This window comes from Streptomyces rhizoryzae, assembly GCF_023155275.1.
In the GTDB taxonomy this organism is placed as follows: Bacteria; Actinomycetota; Actinomycetes; order Streptomycetales; family Streptomycetaceae; genus Streptomyces; species Streptomyces rhizoryzae.
This window is the reverse complement of sequence record NZ_JALMUV010000023.1, coordinates 24,439-39,853: the sequence shown is the minus strand read 5'-3', so window position 1 is coordinate 39,853 and position 15,415 is coordinate 24,439. Positions and strand designations below refer to the sequence as shown.

The window sequence follows — 15,415 nt, the reverse complement described above, 5'->3', positions numbered from 1 at the left end:
GCCGTGCCGCGGGAGCGGACGGTGGCCGCGGGCGGCCTGGGGGTGGTGCCGCCCGCGGCCACCGGAACGTCAGCGCATGGCCACGACGTTGGTGGCCTTGGCGCCGTGCACGTCGAAGATGACCTGCTGACCGACGTCGGTGGTCTGCGTCTCCATGCCCGAGAAGGGGAGCTTGGCCCCGTGCTCATCGGCGATGATGCCCACGCAGTCGCTCTTGTTGAACAGCACGATGGTTCCCTGTGGCATCGGTTCCTCCGGACGGACGGATCTCCGCGGCGGGCGGCTCCCGCCGACTGCGCCGGGTGGGTAACCTATTACGGAACGTGCACCCCGGGGGAAGGGTCCAACGGCCTGTCGGCCACGGGTTGACCGAAAGTCAGCTCCTGTGCCGTTTCGCGTTCGCTACCTTGCAAAGGCCGTACGCGGCCACCCCATCGTCACGGACCGCCCCAACCCCCCGGCGGCCAGGCCGGGTTGGGGCCCGGATCGCGTCCGTGCGGTCCGGGCCCGGCCTCCTCCCGCTCAGCCGCTGGCGGCCCCGCACAGCTCGTCCTGGTGCCGGCGCAGGGCCTCCGCCGCGCACGCGGACAGCGTCAGCCGGGGCAGCGTCCCGGCGTCGAACCAGTGCAGCAGCACCCCGTCGGTGAGCGGCAGCGCCGCCGCGTCACCGTTCCAGCGCCCGAGGAACACCTGGAGGCACCCCCGCCCGGTGCCGTCCGCCCCGGTCCGCGGCAGCAGGGCGAACGGCGCCAGCTCCGGCACCGCCAGCCCGGCCCGCTCGCGCAGTTCCCGGGTGAGCGCCGCGTGCCCGGTCTCGCCCGGGGCGGTGGGGCCGCCCGGCAGCGACCAGGTGCCGGGGTCGTCGCACTCCCGGCGCGCGTCGCGCAGGTGCAGGAGGTACTGCCCGCGGTCGTTGACCAGCAGCGCCGCGGCGCCGGTCACCACGGGCCCGGTTGCGGCGCCCGCGCCGCCGGGGTCCGGGGGGACCGGCTCGGTACCGGCCGTTCCCGCCGGACCCGCCGCATCCGCCGCGTCCGGCCGGTGCGCCTCCCGGGTGTGCTGGTAGGCCCACAGGTCCCGGAACAGGCCGGGGCGGGCGACCAGTTCGGAGAACGTGCCGTGCTGGACGACCCGGCCCTTGTCCAGGACCAGGATGCGGTCGGCCACCGCCACGTTCGTCAGCCGGTGGGTGATCAGGACCACCGCCCGGGTGGCCGCGACCTCCCGCAGACCGGCGAAGATCCGGTGCTCGCCGAGCGGGTCGAGCGCGGAGGTCGGTTCGTCCAGCACCAGCAGCCCGGCCGGCCGGTGGAACGCCCGGGTCAGGGCGATCCGCTGCCACTGCCCGCCGGACAGTTCCTGGCCGCCGAGCCAGTCGCGGGCCAGCACCGTGTCGAGTCCGGACCGGAGTTCGGCGACCACCTCGTCGGCGCCGGACCGCGCACAGGCGTCGCGGATGTCGGCGTCGCCGCCCTCGGTGGGCCGGCCCAGGGTGATGTTCTCCCGGGCGGTCAGCGGCCAGCGCGCGTAGTCCTGCGGCACCAGGGCCACCTGCGCCCACATGGCCTGCGGATCGAGGTCGCCGGTGGGGACGCCGTCCCAGGTGACCTCCCCGGTGGTGGGCAGGTACAGCCCGCTCAGCAGCTTCGCCAGCGTGGACTTCCCGCTGCCGTTGTAGCCGACCAGCGCGACGACCTCGCCGCGCCGCAGGGTGAACGAGACGCCCCGCAGCGCGTCCCGGTCCGCCTCCTCGTACCGGAAGACCAGGTCCGTCACGCGGATCTCGCGCGGGGCCGCCGGGACGAGGGTGCCGCGCCGCATCCGGAACCCGCCGGCCTCCTCCAGGAACTGCGACCAGTCGTCCATGTAGAGGCCGGTGCGCATGATCCGGGCGCCCCCGGCGACCAGGCCGCGCAGCGCCGTCCCGGCCGCTTGCAGCGCGAAGACCGCGGTACCGGCGTGCCCGACGCTCATCCGGCCGGTGGCCAGCAGCCACACCACCGCGGCCCAGACCACCGCCGAGGCCAGTCCGCCGCAGACCGCGCCCAGGACGGACATCCGCGCCCCGGTGTTCGCCGCCTGCCGGTCGGCGCGGTTGATCCGCTCGGTGATCTGCCGGTAGCGCCCGGCCAGGAAGCCGGCCATCGTGCCGGCCCGGATCTGGTCGGCGGCGTACCGGTCGCAGACGTGCCAGCGCAGGACCGACAGCAGCCGGTAGTCGCCGCCGGCCCGCAACCGGGCCAGATAGCGCACCCGGGCGGCGCCGATCTGGGCCACCGCCTGCGGCACGCTGGCCAGCGCCAGCAGCGGCAGCAGGGCCGGGTGCAGCGCCGTCAGCACGCCCGCGCCGGCCACCAGCGAGGCGGCCGAAGCGATCAGGTCCTGCCCCTCCCCCACCAGGTCCTGGACGATCTCCGCCCCCCGGTCGGCCGCCTCCTTGCGGTGGGTGAACCCCGGCGCGTCGTACGCGGCCAGCTCCACCTCGGTGACCGCCCGCAGCAGCCGGAGTTCGGCCTCCCGGGACATCTGCGGCCCCAGCCGGGACGACAGCCACACCACCACGATCCCGAGCAGCGCCCGCACCCCGGCGGCGGCCGCCAGCAGGGCCACCGACGGCCAGGCCCCGAGCAGCCGGCCGTAGAGGTCCCCGCCGGACAGCAGCGCGGTGATCGTCCCGCTCACCGCGAGCAGGCCCAGCGCCTGCATCGCGCCCGAGGCGGCCTGGCAGACCAGCAGCCCCAGGGCCGCCCACGGGTCGATCCGCCAGGCCAGCGCCACCGACCGCCGCACCAGGCGCGGCAGCCGCCGGGCCATGTCGACCAGCCGGATCTGCCGTCCGGCCCGCTCCCGGCTGCCGGTCGGGTCGACGTACTGCAACTCCTCCGCACCGGCCGGCACCGGCTCCGCCGCCGGCCCGGGTTTCCCCTTCCGGGCCCGGCGCTCGCCCGCAACACGCCTGAGTTTCATGGCACTCGCTCCCCTTCCACGGTCGTCGCCCGCCGTCCGCGGCGGTCCGGCCGCACCCGGGCCGCGCCGGCCCGCCGGTGTCAACCGCACGCCGCACCGGGACCGGCCGTCGCGGTGCCGTTCGAACGGCACCGCGACACGGTCCACCACGCACAGCGCTCCGCCGCCGAGGCGGGCAATGGGTACAGGTGCCCTACAAAACGGCCCGCCCCCGCCCCCGTAACGGGTGACGCGGGGGCAGGTCCTGGACAGACGTTCCCCTGCGCGCCGCAGGCCGTGGCGCGTCTGCCCGCCGGGCGCCGACGGCCACTCGAACAGCGCGGGTCACTCGGCCGGGGTATTGCGGGCGGTCCCGGCGGCCCGGCCCGGCAGCGCGGTTCCCCCCGCCCCCGGCCGGGCCCGGTGCCGCCCCGCGGCCAGCGCGTACCGGACCCGGCTGGCCTCCTCGCCCATCACCTCCGCGGTCTCCGCCACCGAGTGGCCGAGCACGTCGTGCAGTACGAACGCGTCGTATTCCAGGGCGGGTTGGCGTAACGCCTCCGGCCGGCGGCGGGCCGCCAGGTCGCCGGCGCCGGGGCGCGGGCCACCGCCGCGCTGCCGGATGCGGGCGCTGACCAGCGCCCAGGCACAGGCGGCCGGATTGGGCCGGCGGACCAGGTCGGCCCAGTGGACGGCGACCTCGCCCATCGCCTCGCCCAGGACCCGGGAGGCGTCCGGCTCCGGCAGGTGGGCCAGCGCGTAGCCGAAGTAGCGCTCGCAGTACAGGGCGCAGAACGCCTCGAAGGCGGGCGGCAGGGTGATGGCCGGCCTGCGGGCGGGCGTACGGGCGGGAGCCGGGCTCATCCGAACGCCTCGGCGCGCGGGGTCCGCCGCTCGGGCACCAACCCGCAGGTGGCCCGGGCGAGTTGGGTGAGCCGGGCGTGGTCCCAGAGCGGACGGATGTCGTCCGGGCGGCCGTGCAGCACCCCGACGACGGCACCGACGGTCTCCCAGTCCGGCACCAGGGAGCCGTGCAGCAGCCCGGTGAACTCCCGCTCGGTCAGGGCGTGTCCGCTGGAGCGGCAGATCTGCTCGGGGGCCGGGCAGGCCGCCGAGAGGTACAGCCCGCGCAGGGCGGCGTGCAGGCTCCCGGCCCGGGCCGGGCGGCGGCCGTGGGCGGCGTCCCACAGCGGGCGGACCGCCTCCGGGTCGCCGCCGCAGGCGTGCACCATCCGCCGGGTGACCTTCCAGGAGGGGCTGCGTTCACCGGAGAGGATCCGGGAGATGTAGGAGGCGCTCACCCGGGCCTCGGCCGCCAGCCCGCGGAGCGTCTTGTGGCCGGCGCGCTGGAGGTGGGAGAGCGCCGCGGCGAGTGCGGTGCCGGGGTCCTGGCCCGGTGGTCCGCTCTCCGTTCCGGCCCGGCCGCCGGTCTCGTCCCCGCGGCCGCCCCGGCCCCCGCCGGCGTCGGCCGCACCCTCCGGGTGCCCGCGGCGCGGCGGGGCGGTGCGGCCCGCACCGGCCCGGCGCCGTTCGCCGTCCGTGCGGGCGGCGCGCGGGAAGGGGTCCGGCCGGCCCGGGCCGGCCGGCTGCTCGGGGCGGGCGGCCGGCAGCGGCGGAGCGGGCCGGGGCATCGCCCCCGGAGCGAGGGCGGGCCCCGCCGGCCGCCGCTCCTGCCGCTGGGTCATCTTCCGGATGATGCGGTCCTCGGTGTAGTCCCGGCCGAGCTTGTCCACGCTGATGTGCAGGGCGGCGGCGATGGCCGGCCCCTTGAGGCCGCGGTCGCGGGCCTGCCGCACCACGGCGAGGGTGGCGCACTCCAGGTCGCCGCTGAGCTCGACGACCTGGCGGAGTCCGGCGAGCGCGTCGCCGGCGCGTATGTGGGTGCGCAGCACGTCCAGCCGGCCGGCCATGTCATCGACGACCCGGAGCGCGTCCTCGTCGTGGGCCTTGGTCTCCGGGGTCCGCTGCGAACTGCGGAGTTTGCGGACGGCCCGGCCGCAGGCTTCGCTGCAGTACATCCGGCGCCGCCCGGGGCCGGTCCCGCTCGCGACCTCGTTGGGGCAGCCGGGCCGGGGGCAGGGTACCGGGCCGGGGTCCTTGGGAGTCATCAGTCGTCATCCTTCCGGGGGTATATGCCACCGTGAACTCGCCGCAGAAATGGGCGATTTGCGGTTGCCGGGGGCGGCGCCCTCCGGGCCGCGGGGCGGCGGGGGCGGCCCCGGCACCGTGCCGGGTGGCCCGCGGCGGCGCCGGACGGCAATCCGGCGCCGCGGCGGGCCCGGGCCCCGCGCCCTCTGCCGGCCGGGCCCGGTACGGCCCGGCCGGGCGCGCCCGACGCGGCGTCAGACGGCGCGTCGGCGCTGGTGGCGGGGGCGGGGACGACAGACCGCGGCCAGCAGGGCCAGCGCCGCGGCGGCCGCCCAGCGGCCCTCGGCGCCCTGCACCAGGACGTTCCCCAGGTACGGGATCGCCAGGAACGCGACCGGCGGGGCGGCGAACCGGACGTCGCACCGGAAGCCCATCCGGGCCCCGCTCCGGGCGTCCGCCCGGTCGTTGACCGGCAAGTCACGGCGGGCCCCGGTTTCAACCGGGCCCCCGCGAGGGATGTTAGCTTCGTACCGCTTCAACTGGGCCTCCTCGGAGTGCCGGTGAAGTGATCGGTCGGGGGACAGCTGTCCCTCCACGATCGAGTGGGATGCGAATGAGCGGCCCTGGCACTTGGTTCCTACGCCTCGCCAGGGCCCTCTCGTGTCCCGGGACGGTACATCGTCACGGAAGCGACCACCAACGCTACCGTCGGTTAATGGCACGATTGCGATTGCCGTTGCCTTCCCAGTTGCGAATCCCGCGCATGCCGCCGCCTCCGTCCACTTCCCCGGCCCGCCCACCGGCCGCCCCGCACCCCCGGCTTCCGGCCCAACTCCCCACCGGCCGCACTAGGGTGAACGGATGACCGACACCTGGCGCCCCACCGCACCCGGGGTCCTGCGGCTGCCCTCCGGCCGCCTGGTCCGGGGCCGCGGTCTGCGCCACCCGCTGCCCGACGGCCCGGCACCCCACTACGGGGTCTACCTCCTGGGCAAGCCGCCGCCCGACGTCGCCTGGGAGGCGCGGTGGGTGCGCTGGCCGGACTTCCGGCTGCCGAGCGAGCCCGGGCAGGCGCGCACCGTGCTGCGCGAGGCGTGGCACCGCGCCGCGGCCGAACGCGTCGAGCTGGCCTGCGGCGGCGGCCGCGGCCGGACCGGTACGGCACTGGCCTGCCTGGCCGTCCTGGACGGCGTGGCGGCCGACCGGGCGGTGGATTTCGTCCGCCGGAACTACGACCGGCACGCGGTGGAGACCCCCTGGCAGAAGCGGTACGTCCGCCGCTTCGGAACGGCGAGGACGGTGCGGTGAGCGGCAGGGCGACGGCACTCAGGTGGCTGGCGCCGGCCATGGGCGCCGCCTGCGCCGCGATCGGCGCCTACCACTTCGCGCTCGGCATCGTGTCGGTGCCGGGCGAGGGCGCGGCCGGCGCCACCGTGGACAGCCGGGAGCGCTTCTACAACGCGATCTTCCTCGGCTACGGGCTCGCCTGGATCTGGGCGGCCCGCCGGACACCGATCCCCGCGGCGGCGGTGCGCGCGCTGACCGCGGTGTTCCTGCTCGGCGGGCTCGGCCGGGTACTGTCCGGGCTGGTCCACGACTGGCCGCACTGGTTCCAGATTCCGCTGGCGGTGCTCGAACTCGCCCTGCCGCCGGTGTACTTCTGGCTGGCGGACGCCGACGAGAAGGCGGCCCGGCCGGCGGCGGCGGGGGCACCGGCGGCGGCGCCCGACTGAGGGCGCTTCGCGGCTGCGAAGAGGGCGGGCCGGTGGGGCGGCGCACCGGGGGCGCGGCCGGTCGGCCGCGCCCCCGCCGCTCACCGGAGCGCTCCGGGCCGGGTCAGCCCCGGACGCCGTTCACCCACTTCTCAGGCGTCGCTGCCGTCCGCCGGGTCCTTGACGCACGTCGGCGCGTCGGCCGGGAGGGTCTTGGTGTCGAGCTGCTTGAGCAGCTTCGGCAGCTTGCTGTAGTCGCCGGCGCTCGCCGGGTCGTCGCAGCCCCAGCCGATCTCCCGGACTCAGCCGGTCGGGCCGGGTACCCGGGCGGCGCCACCGGCCCGTACCGCGTCGAGCACGGCCCGGTGCAGCGCGTCGAGGCCGCCCGGCGGGATGCGCGCCGGACTGCCTTCGAGGAGGTAGCGGTCCTCCGCGCCGGTGTACTGGACGCTGACACCGGCCGTGCCGTCGCCCCGGTCGGTGGTGATGACGGTCAGCTCGCCGGTGATGACACCGACCTCGACCGTCATCGCCCCACCGGGGCCGGCGGTGACCCGGCCGGTGCGCGTGCCGGAGTGCGGGGTGGTCACGAGGCGCAGGTGTCCAGCATCTCGGAGAGCTTGGCCTTCTCGGGTGCGGTGACGTTCAGGTGGTAGAGGTGCTTGACGTCGGTCCAGGCCCGGGCGTAGGTGCACCAGTAGGCGTGCCGGGGCGGGGACCACTGGTCCGGGGACTGGTCGCCCTTCTGCCGGTTGCTCGCGGCCGAGACCGCGATGAGCTGGGAGTGCTCCAGATCGTTGGCGAACGCCCGGCGCTCGGGCGTGGTCCACTCATCGGCGCCGGAGCGCCAGGCGTTGGCCAGCGGCACGATGTGGTCGATGTCGAGCTGACCGGAGACGTGGAACACCTTGGCGTCGTACTCGCTGAACCACGTCCCGGAGACGGCCCGGCATTTCTCGTCCTGCTCGACGCCGTCCCCGTCCCGGGCGAGGACGACCTCGCGGGTGTCGCACTCGCCGTGCTGCTTGATCCAGTGCGGGAACTTGGCGCGGCTGTAGCCGTTCATGGAATGCGGCGCCGCGACGTGCAGCCCGGCGAGTTCGGTACGAGCGACTTCGGCGGACGGCGGCTCCGGGAGCCGCAGCGGAACGGCGTCGTCCACCGTCCCGACGGGCCCGCTCCCGGACACCGGCACCGGCTCCGGTGCGGGGGCGGCTGCGGCGGTGGTGGAGGCGAAGGGCAGAACGGCGGCGGCGATCAGGGCTGTTGTCGTGGCGGCGCGACGCCACCATGCGCGAATCAACACCCGTGGAGCATCACCCGACGAAACGATTCCGCATCCCTGCGTTCACTCCATGGAGGGCACTTCCCGACGTTCCGCCCGCACGATGGGCGACGGGCGGCTATGGCCGGCCTCGGACCCGGCCCCGGCCCCGGCGCGTTCACAACCAGCGTCGGGCCGCCTCGACGCTGTCCCCGCCGCTGGTGTTGAACGCGATGGCGGCCTGCGGCGCATGGCGGCGGATCAGGTTCAGGAGCAGCTCGAACAGCGGAAGCAAGGGTTCGGCCTTGCGGATCCCGCCACCGACGACCACGACGTCCCACGGGTGCCCGGCCAGCGACTCGACGAGGGTGGCCTCGGCCGCTTCGTCGAACACGACCAGCGTCATGGCCGCGTCGATGCCGTGCTCGCCGAACCGGGCCAACTCCGCGTCGAGAGCGGCGCGGAGCGCCGGACCGCCGTCACCGGGTATCGCGTGCGGGTCGTAACCCACCACAAGTACGGAAGGCATACGGGCAACCTACCGGTCCCGGCCCGAGCGTGTGCGCCGAAGAGGGTGGCGAGCGCGTCCCGGCGCGAACGCCCCCACCCGCCGCCCGCCGTCGTCCGTTCGCCGCCGGTGCGGTGTACTGCCGTCCGCCAGCCGCGTTTCCCCTGCTGCCGACTGCTTTCGCCGGTCTGCCCGCTGCCGTCGTCCGCCGCCTGCCAGACTGTCCCGGTGATCATCAGACGTGCGGCGCACCAGGACTTGCCGGGCTTCCTCCGCCTCGCCGGGCAGGTCGAGCAGTGGTTCGGGCCGATGGTCGGGGAGCCCGGCTTCCGGGACGCGGTGGCGGGGCACATCAAGCGCGCCGAGGCGCTGGTCGCCGCCTCGGACACGCCCCCGGCGGCGCCTGACCTCCTCGGCGGCCTGCTGTTCGGGCCGCACCCCGCCGGCTCGCCGGGACCGGCCCGCCACCGGGTCAACTGGCTGGTGGTGGCGGAGGGATGCCGGGGCCGGGGCGTGGGCCGGGCGCTGCTGGCGGACGCGGTCCGGCGGTTCGTGACCCGGCCGGGCACCCTGGAGGTGGTGACCTTCGGGAGCGACCACCCGGGGGCCGACGCCAGCGGGGCGCGCCGCTTCTACGAGGCCCTCGGCTTCACCCCCGCCGAGGCCGCCCCGCCGGGCCCGGAGGGCGGGTCGCGCCAGAGGTACCGGAAGGTCTGCCGGCCGGACGCGGCCTGAACCGCCCGGACGGCGCGGCCCGGACGCACGCGGGGACGGCGGGCGCGGGAGCCGCCGAGGCCCGGTGCCCGGCCGCCCCGGGCGGAGTGCGATGTGCGGGAGGGGGTCGCCGCCGGGTATGGGCGAAGGTGGGGGACAGCGGTGCCGGCCCGGAGCCGGCCGGGACAGGTCAGACGGAGTGGAGAGGGCGCAGGAGATGGGCGAGGCGACGGACATGGCGGGCGGCATCCGGCCGGATGCGGTACCGGGCGCGGCGGCGGGCACGCTGCCGGGGGCGACCGGCGGGCAGGTGACGAGCCGTCAGCGCGGGGACCGGCCGCCGCACCCCCAGGCCGTGTTCGGGGTCGGCGTCCTCGTGCTGGACGCGGACGGCCGGGTGCTGCTCGGCCGGCACCGCGCGGGGACGTGGGAGCTGCCCGGCGGCAAGGTCGATCCGGGGGAGAGCGTGCGCGCCGCGGCGGCCCGGGAGCTGCGCGAGGAGACCGGGCTGGTCACCGAGCCGGACGAGGTGCGGGTCTTCGCGATGCTGCACGACGAGCTGCGCGGGCTGAACCGCATCACGATGGCGGCCCTGGTCACCCGCCACCGGGGGACGCCGTACGTGGCGGAACCACAGCACGTCGACCGTTGGGAATGGCACTCCCCCGGTGCGCTGCCCGGCCCGCTGTTCACCCCGTCCGCGCAGGTCCTCGCGGTGTGGCGCCCGGAGCTGCCGATCAGCGCACCCGCGGCCCACCGACTGGACGTGCTGTGCGTGGGGAGGACGTGAGGGACGGGTGGCGGGACGCCGGGTGAAGGAGCGGCTACGCGGCTGACGAGACGTCAGGTTCTTGTGGTGTGCGGGCTCCCGTCCCGTCCCCTTCTTCCGGCGCCGGTGGCAGGGCCAGGCACAGGGCCTCCAGCGCTCCGGTGAAGGCGTGCTCGGGCGGGGTGCCGTAGCCCAGGACCAACCCGTCGCGGGCGGGTACGGGGCTGCCGGGGTGGCGGTACGGGGACAGGCCGTTGACGGCCAGGCCGAGGCGGGCGGCGGCGCGGAGGGTCTGCGGTTCGGTGCCGGGCGGCAGGTCGAGGACGGCGTGCAGCCCGGCGGCGATACCGGAGACGGTGACGTGCGGGGCGTGCGCGGCGAGGGTGGCCACCAGCTGGTCGCGGCGGCGCCGGTAGATCCGGCGGGTGCGGCGCAGGTGGCGGTCGTAGGAGCCGGTGGCGAGGAAGTCGGCGAAGGTGAGCTGGTCGATCGCGCCGACCCACAGTTCGCGGGTGCCCTTGGCGGCGCCCAGGGCGTCGGCGAGGTGGTCGGGGACCGCCATCCAGCCGAGGCGGAGGGCGGGCGAGAGGCTCTTGCTGAGGGAGCCGAGGTAGACCACGCGGTCGGGGTCGAGGCCCTGGAGGGCGCCGACCGGTTCCCGGTCGTAGCGGAACTCGCCGTCGTAGTCGTCCTCCAGGACCAGTCCGCCGGTGGTGCGCGCCCAGTCGATGACGGCGGCGCGGCGCTCGGCGTGCAGCGGGCCGCCGGTGGGGAACTGGTGGGCCGGGGTGAGCAGGACGGCGCCCGCGCCGGTGCCGGGCAGTGCGGCGACGTCGGCGCCGTGCGCGTCCACCCGGAGCGGGACGAGGGCGCGGCCGCCGGCGGCGAGCAGCGAGCGGTGGAAGTCCAGGCCGTAGGACTCGACGGCGATGGGGCCGGGCAGCACCGTGGCGAGCAGGGACAGTGCCTGGGCGACTCCGGTGACGATGATGATCCGGTGGGGGGCGGTGCGGACGCCGCGGGCGCGGGCGAGGTACTCGGCGAGCTGGGTGCGCAGTTCGGTCCGGCCGCGCGGATCGCCCACACCGAAGGCGTCGTTGGGGGCGGTGGCCAGGGCGCGGCGGGTGGCGGCCAGCCAGGCGGTGCGGGGGAAGGCGGCCGCGTCCGGGGAGGTGGGCAGCAGGTCGTGGACCGGACGGCGGGGCGGCGGGGTGGTGCGGTGGGTGCGCTGCCGCGGGAGGGGGGTGCCGCGCCGGGCGACCCGGGTACCGGAGCCCTGACGGGCGGTCAGCCAGCCTTCGGCGACCAGTTCCCCGTAGGCGGCCCCCGCGGTGTTGGGGGCGATCCCGAGGTCCCTGGCGAGGCTGCGGTACGGGGGCAGCCGGGTGCCGGGGGTCAGCCGGCCGCTGCTGATGGCCTCGCGCAGGGCGCGCATCAGCCGGTCGCGCTTGGAGCCGGGGCCGGTCAGCTCCAGATGGAGGTCGGCCCCCGGCGCCGGCTCGCCGCCGACCGGTGAATTGACCCAACGATCCGTCATGGAAATGCACCATACCGTGGGGCTAATCACGGCCTAGTGTTCCTGGCATGACAGCGATAAAGACACCTGAGGCAGTTGAAGCGAACGAGGCGGCGGGGGCGGCCGGTTCCCCCGGGTCGGCCGGGAGCGGCGGGCCGGTGCGCATCCCGCAGCGGATGGACTTCCCGCGCGTCGCCCCCAAGGTCTTCCGGGCCGTACTCGCCCTGGACACCGCGGCCCGCGAGGGTCTGGACCCGCTCCTCCTCGAACTCGTCCAGATCCGGGCCTCGCAGGTCAACGGGTGTGCGTACTGCGTCGATTACCACCTCGGTGACGCCCGCGCGGCGGGCGAGCGCACGGAGCGCCTGGACCAGCTCGCCACCTGGGAGGAGTCCAGCCTCTACACCGCGAAGGAGCGCGCGGCGCTGGCCCTCGCCGAGGCGGTCACCCGGCTCCCGGAGGGCGTGCCGGACGCCGTGTACGACGAGGCCGCGCGGCACTTCGGGGAGCAGGAGCTGGCCCAGCTGATCGCGCTGATCTTCACCGTGAACACCTGGAACCGGATGAACGTCACCACCCGCCGGACGCCCGGCGCCCGCTGACCACCCCCGCCGGGCACCCGGTCCCGCCGAGCAGAACGGAGCATCGCCGTGGCCACCGGCACCGCACCGGCGGGCCGGCGGCCGCGCTGGGCACGGTCGCGGTGGCGGCGTACGGCGGGCGGCGGGCCGGGGGGCGGAAGCCGCGGGCCCTGCCGGAAACCGCTGCGGACGCCCGGCCCGCCCGGTGACCATGGGGCCATGCAGACGACCTCAGCACCTCCTGTGGTGCACCGCCTCGACCTCGGTTACTTCATCCGGCCCGCCGCCGAGACCGGCGGCCCGGAGCCCCGGGTGGAGCCGGCCCTCGGCTATCTGGTGGAGCACGAGCGGGGGCTGCTCCTCTTCGACACCGGCATCGGCGCCGCCGACCCGGAGACCGAGGCCCACTACCGGCCCCGGCGCCGCCCGCTGCCGGCCGCACTGGCCGCCGCCGGTGCCGCCCCGGGCGACATCTCCCTCGTCGTCAACTGCCATCTGCACTTCGACCACTGCGGCGGCAACCCGCTGTTCGCCGGCACCCCGGTCGTCGTCCAGGACGTGGAGCTGGCCACCGCGCGCCGCGGCGGCTACACCGTCGACGCCCTCGTGGACTTCCCCGGGGCGGTCTACGAGGAGCTGTCCGGCGAGGCCGAGATCTGGCCGGGGGTGCTGGTCGTCCCGACGCCCGGCCACACCGACGGCCACCAGTCGCTGGTCGTCCGGCGCGGCGACGGCGGCACGGTCGTGCTGGCCGGCCAGGCCCACGACACCGCCTCCGCCTACGCGGCCGACGGCCTGGCCCGCCGGGCCGCCCGCGACGGCGCCGCCCCGCCGCTCCCGGCCTACCGCGGCTGGCTCGACCGGCTCGCCGCCCTCGACCCCCGCCGGGTGTACTTCGCCCACGACGCGTCGGTCTGGGAACCGCCCGCGCTCAGCTGACCCCGGCGGCGCTGCCGCCCCAGCCGGGCACCGGCGGCAGCGGCCACGGGGGCGGCACCGGCAGGCCGCGGCCACCCGCCGCCACCGGGGCGCCGGGCGCGCGGCCGGTCAGCCAGCCCAGCAGGGCGTGCCCGGGTCCGGCCGCCACCCGCCCGGCCCCCGGGGTGACGGTCCAGGCCCGGCCGAGGTCCACCGCCTCGATCCGGGCCAGCGGGAACTCCCGTACGGCCAGCGTCGGTACGGTGCTCTCCAGCGCCCGGAGCACATACCCGGCGGGCCGGTCCGCCGTTCCGTACCCGGCGTCCAGGTCGACGTGGTGGGTCTCCAGCTCCCGCAGGCAGCGGAACAGCGTGAACCACGCCGGGTGCGCCCACCCCGCCAGCGCGGTGACCCGGGTGGACCACGCCCCGGCGGGCAGGGCGCGGGCCTGCGCGGTCATCCGCCGCAGCGCCGTCCGCACGTCCCCCGCCAGCTCCGCCGCCGGCCGCGCCGCCCCCTCGGCCACCGCCCGGGCCGACTCCGCCGCTCCGGCCCGGGGCCCGGGCTGAACTCCCGTACGGGCCAGGCCCAGCAGCCAGGTGTACGCGTCGAGACCGCGCGCCACATGGGCCAGGACGTGGCCGCGGGTCCAGCCGGGGAGCCGGGAGGGGGCGCGCACCCCGGAGTCGGTGAGGCCGTCGGCGGTCGCGCCGAACCGTGCGCCGGACCGCGCGATCTCCGCGAGGAGCGCGGGCACGTCCCCGGCGGCGCCGTTACCCTGCACCCCCATGACCTCCGACTCCCCCGCCGCACCCGCCGCCCCTGCCGCCTCCACCGTCATCCACCCCGTCCCCTACCACGCCCAGTGGGCCTCGCCCGATCTCGTACCGGCGATCCTCGACGGGAGCCTGCCGGCCGCCGAGGACCCGCGCTGGCCCGAGTACGGCGCCGACGACCCCGAAGAGTACGCCTGGTGGTCCTGGCGCCTGTGCGGGGTGGCGTGCCTGCGGATGGCGCTCGGCCACTGGCGGGGCGCCGCACCCACCGCCATGGAGCTGGCCGCGGAGTGCCTGGCGGCCGGTGCCTACGTACGCCACGCCGACGGGCTGCACGGCCTGGTCTACGCCCCGTTCGCCTCCTACGTGGAGCGCCGCTGGGGCCTGGCCGCCCGGTCCCGGCCCGACCTCCCCCGGACCGAACTGCCCGCCCTGCTGCACGAGGGGCAGCTGGTGCTGCTCTCCGTCCACCCGTCCATCCGGGACGCCGACCCCGCCCCGCCGCACCGGGGCGGCCACCTGGTCCTGGCCGTCGGCGTCACCCCCGGCCACGTCGTGGTCCACAATCCCTCCGGACTGCCCGGCCACTCCCAGGAGTTCGCCCCCGTCCCGTGGGCGAAGCTGGACCGGGTCTACGCGGGCCGCGGCGTCGTCCTGGGCCCCGGGAACTGACCAACTGGCCACTTCTCCCCCGTCGTCGCGGTGGACACCAGCGACCGGCTGCCGGCCGAGCTGACCGCGGCGCACACCCGGGCCGGCGGCGCCCCGGACGCGGTCCGCCCGCTGCGCCGGGACCTGCGCCACGCCCTCCCCGAGGCGGCCCCCGCGGGATCGGTGAGCGCCATCGCGTGCCTGGGCGACACGCTGCCCCACCTGCCCGCCGAGGCGGACGTCACGCGCCTGCCGCACGAGGTGGCCCGCGCGCTGCGCCCCGGCGGCCACTTCGTCGCCACCTACCGCGACCTCACCCCGGAACTCCGCGGCGCCGACCGCTTCCTCCCCGTCCGGAGCACCGACGACCGGGGGCTGACCTGCTTCCTGGAGTACACCGACGAGGACACCGTGCAGGTCCACGACCTGCTGCACACCCGGACGGAGACGGTCTGGGAGCTGCGCGCCGGCAGCTGTCCGAAGCTGCGCATCGCGGCGCCGTGGCTGGCCGAGCGGTGCGCGGACGCCGGGCTCTGGAGGTCCGGCAGGACCGGACCGGGCCGCGGGGCCTGCGCGTCCTGCACGCCGTCCGGCCCTGACCCGGCCGGGCCGCCGCCGCTACCCCGACGGGTGATGGCCAACTCCCGTCGCGCCACGGGAAGATGGTGCGCACGCCGAGTGGCGGGCGGTCCACGGGAGGGCGGGCGGGGTATGCGGGAGAGCGGCAGCGCGGGCGGGCGGCAGCGGCGCGTCCCGTACGGGGCCATCGGCCTGTGTCTGGCGCTCGCGCTCAGCATCGCCGGTATCGCGTGGACGGCCGGTCTGGACGAGTCCGGGGTGGAGGTCGCCCCGCCCGGCGGCGCGGGCACCTTCCCCCCGGCCACCACGCCCGCCCCCGCGCCGTCCCCGCACCCCGCGGGCCTCCCGGGCCCGAGCCCGCGGTCGCGGCCGCAGTGACCGGGCGGGCCGGGC

Annotated in this window: 18 protein-coding genes; 8 read left to right on the top strand and 10 right to left on the bottom strand. The window is 76.7% G+C overall.

Annotation, left to right across the window (positions count from 1 at the left end):
• Positions 1 to 69: 69 nt before the first annotated feature.
• The 5 genes from MUU72_RS19375 to MUU72_RS19355 all read right to left on the bottom strand — a co-directional run bounded on the left by MUU72_RS19375 (position 70) and on the right by MUU72_RS19355 (position 5,468).
• A complete protein-coding gene (locus MUU72_RS19375) occupies positions 70 to 246 on the bottom strand; it encodes a hypothetical protein (RefSeq protein ID WP_248014572.1) in 177 nt (58 codons plus the stop codon).
• 276 nt (positions 247 to 522) lie between these two features.
• On the bottom strand, positions 523 to 2,967 hold the full coding sequence (locus MUU72_RS35330) for an ATP-binding cassette domain-containing protein (RefSeq protein ID WP_282504307.1): 2,445 nt from the start codon (positions 2,965 to 2,967) through the stop codon (positions 523 to 525).
• A 324-nt stretch (positions 2,968 to 3,291) separates the two neighbouring features.
• A complete protein-coding gene (locus MUU72_RS19365; protein WP_248014571.1) occupies positions 3,292 to 3,810 on the bottom strand; it encodes a sigma-70 region 4 domain-containing protein in 519 nt (172 codons plus the stop codon).
• Entirely contained in the window at positions 3,807 to 5,054 is a 1,248-nt protein-coding gene (locus MUU72_RS19360; RefSeq protein ID WP_248014570.1) for a helix-turn-helix domain-containing protein, read from the bottom strand. Before MUU72_RS19360 ends, MUU72_RS19365 begins: the two co-directional genes overlap by 4 nt.
• Positions 5,055 to 5,288: 234 nt before the next feature.
• Positions 5,289 to 5,468 carry a hypothetical protein gene (locus MUU72_RS19355; protein WP_248014569.1) on the bottom strand — a complete coding sequence of 60 codons (180 nt, stop codon included), beginning with the start codon at positions 5,466 to 5,468 and terminating at the stop codon, positions 5,289 to 5,291.
• A gap of 427 nt (positions 5,469 to 5,895) precedes the next feature.
• On the opposite strand from MUU72_RS19355, the gene MUU72_RS19350 reads away from it, so the two are divergent.
• Positions 5,896 to 6,342, top strand: a complete 447-nt coding sequence (locus MUU72_RS19350; protein ID WP_248014568.1) for a phosphatase domain-containing protein — start codon at positions 5,896 to 5,898, stop codon at positions 6,340 to 6,342.
• Positions 6,339 to 6,767 carry a DUF4345 domain-containing protein gene (locus MUU72_RS19345; RefSeq protein ID WP_308403838.1) on the top strand — a complete coding sequence of 143 codons (429 nt, stop codon included), beginning with the start codon at positions 6,339 to 6,341 and terminating at the stop codon, positions 6,765 to 6,767. Before MUU72_RS19350 ends, MUU72_RS19345 begins: the two co-directional genes overlap by 4 nt.
• 281 nt (positions 6,768 to 7,048) lie before the next feature.
• Here MUU72_RS19345 and MUU72_RS19340 read toward each other — a convergent pair whose 3' ends face one another.
• The 3 genes from MUU72_RS19340 to MUU72_RS19330 form a co-directional block, all read right to left on the bottom strand.
• Entirely contained in the window at positions 7,049 to 7,276 is a 228-nt protein-coding gene (locus tag MUU72_RS19340) for a hypothetical protein (RefSeq protein WP_248014641.1), read from the bottom strand.
• 56 nt (positions 7,277 to 7,332) lie between these two features.
• Positions 7,333 to 8,049 carry an HNH endonuclease family protein gene (locus MUU72_RS19335; protein WP_282504316.1) on the bottom strand — a complete coding sequence of 239 codons (717 nt, stop codon included), beginning with the start codon at positions 8,047 to 8,049 and terminating at the stop codon, positions 7,333 to 7,335.
• Between the two features lie 139 nt (positions 8,050 to 8,188).
• Entirely contained in the window at positions 8,189 to 8,539 is a 351-nt protein-coding gene (locus tag MUU72_RS19330) for a hypothetical protein (protein WP_248014566.1), read from the bottom strand.
• Between the two features lie 207 nt (positions 8,540 to 8,746).
• Here MUU72_RS19330 and MUU72_RS19325 point away from each other — a divergent pair, with 207 nt between their 5' ends.
• A complete protein-coding gene (locus MUU72_RS19325) occupies positions 8,747 to 9,253 on the top strand; it encodes a GNAT family N-acetyltransferase (RefSeq protein ID WP_248014565.1) in 507 nt (168 codons plus the stop codon).
• A 178-nt stretch (positions 9,254 to 9,431) separates the two neighbouring features.
• Positions 9,432 to 10,022, top strand: a complete 591-nt coding sequence (locus MUU72_RS19320; RefSeq protein WP_308403837.1) for a nucleotide triphosphate diphosphatase NUDT15 — start codon at positions 9,432 to 9,434, stop codon at positions 10,020 to 10,022.
• Between the two features lie 34 nt (positions 10,023 to 10,056).
• On the opposite strand, the gene pdxR is transcribed toward MUU72_RS19320, so the two are convergent.
• Entirely contained in the window at positions 10,057 to 11,538 is a 1,482-nt protein-coding gene (pdxR, locus tag MUU72_RS19315) for a MocR-like pyridoxine biosynthesis transcription factor PdxR (protein WP_248014564.1), read from the bottom strand.
• A 155-nt stretch (positions 11,539 to 11,693) separates the two neighbouring features.
• Between pdxR and MUU72_RS19310 the strand changes: the two genes are divergently transcribed.
• Entirely contained in the window at positions 11,694 to 12,119 is a 426-nt protein-coding gene (locus MUU72_RS19310; RefSeq protein ID WP_248014639.1) for a carboxymuconolactone decarboxylase family protein, read from the top strand.
• Between the two features lie 198 nt (positions 12,120 to 12,317).
• Positions 12,318 to 13,037, top strand: a complete 720-nt coding sequence (locus tag MUU72_RS19305; protein WP_248014563.1) for an MBL fold metallo-hydrolase — start codon at positions 12,318 to 12,320, stop codon at positions 13,035 to 13,037.
• On the opposite strand, the gene MUU72_RS19300 is transcribed toward MUU72_RS19305, so the two are convergent.
• The gene (locus MUU72_RS19300) at positions 13,030 to 13,806 is read right to left on the bottom strand and encodes a maleylpyruvate isomerase family mycothiol-dependent enzyme (protein ID WP_248014562.1); all 777 of its coding nucleotides are present in this window, start codon (positions 13,804 to 13,806) and stop codon (positions 13,030 to 13,032) included. The two genes, MUU72_RS19305 and MUU72_RS19300, sit on opposite strands and share 8 nt — an antisense overlap.
• Between MUU72_RS19300 and MUU72_RS19295 the strand changes: the two genes are divergently transcribed.
• Positions 13,805 to 14,464 carry a C39 family peptidase gene (locus MUU72_RS19295; protein ID WP_248014561.1) on the top strand — a complete coding sequence of 220 codons (660 nt, stop codon included), beginning with the start codon at positions 13,805 to 13,807 and terminating at the stop codon, positions 14,462 to 14,464. The two genes, MUU72_RS19300 and MUU72_RS19295, sit on opposite strands and share 2 nt — an antisense overlap.
• Before the next feature lie 30 nt (positions 14,465 to 14,494).
• Positions 14,495 to 15,400: a class I SAM-dependent methyltransferase gene (locus MUU72_RS19290; RefSeq protein ID WP_248014560.1), complete on the top strand. Its 906-nt coding sequence runs from the start codon at positions 14,495 to 14,497 to the stop codon at positions 15,398 to 15,400.
• Positions 15,401 to 15,415: the final 15 nt, after the last annotated feature.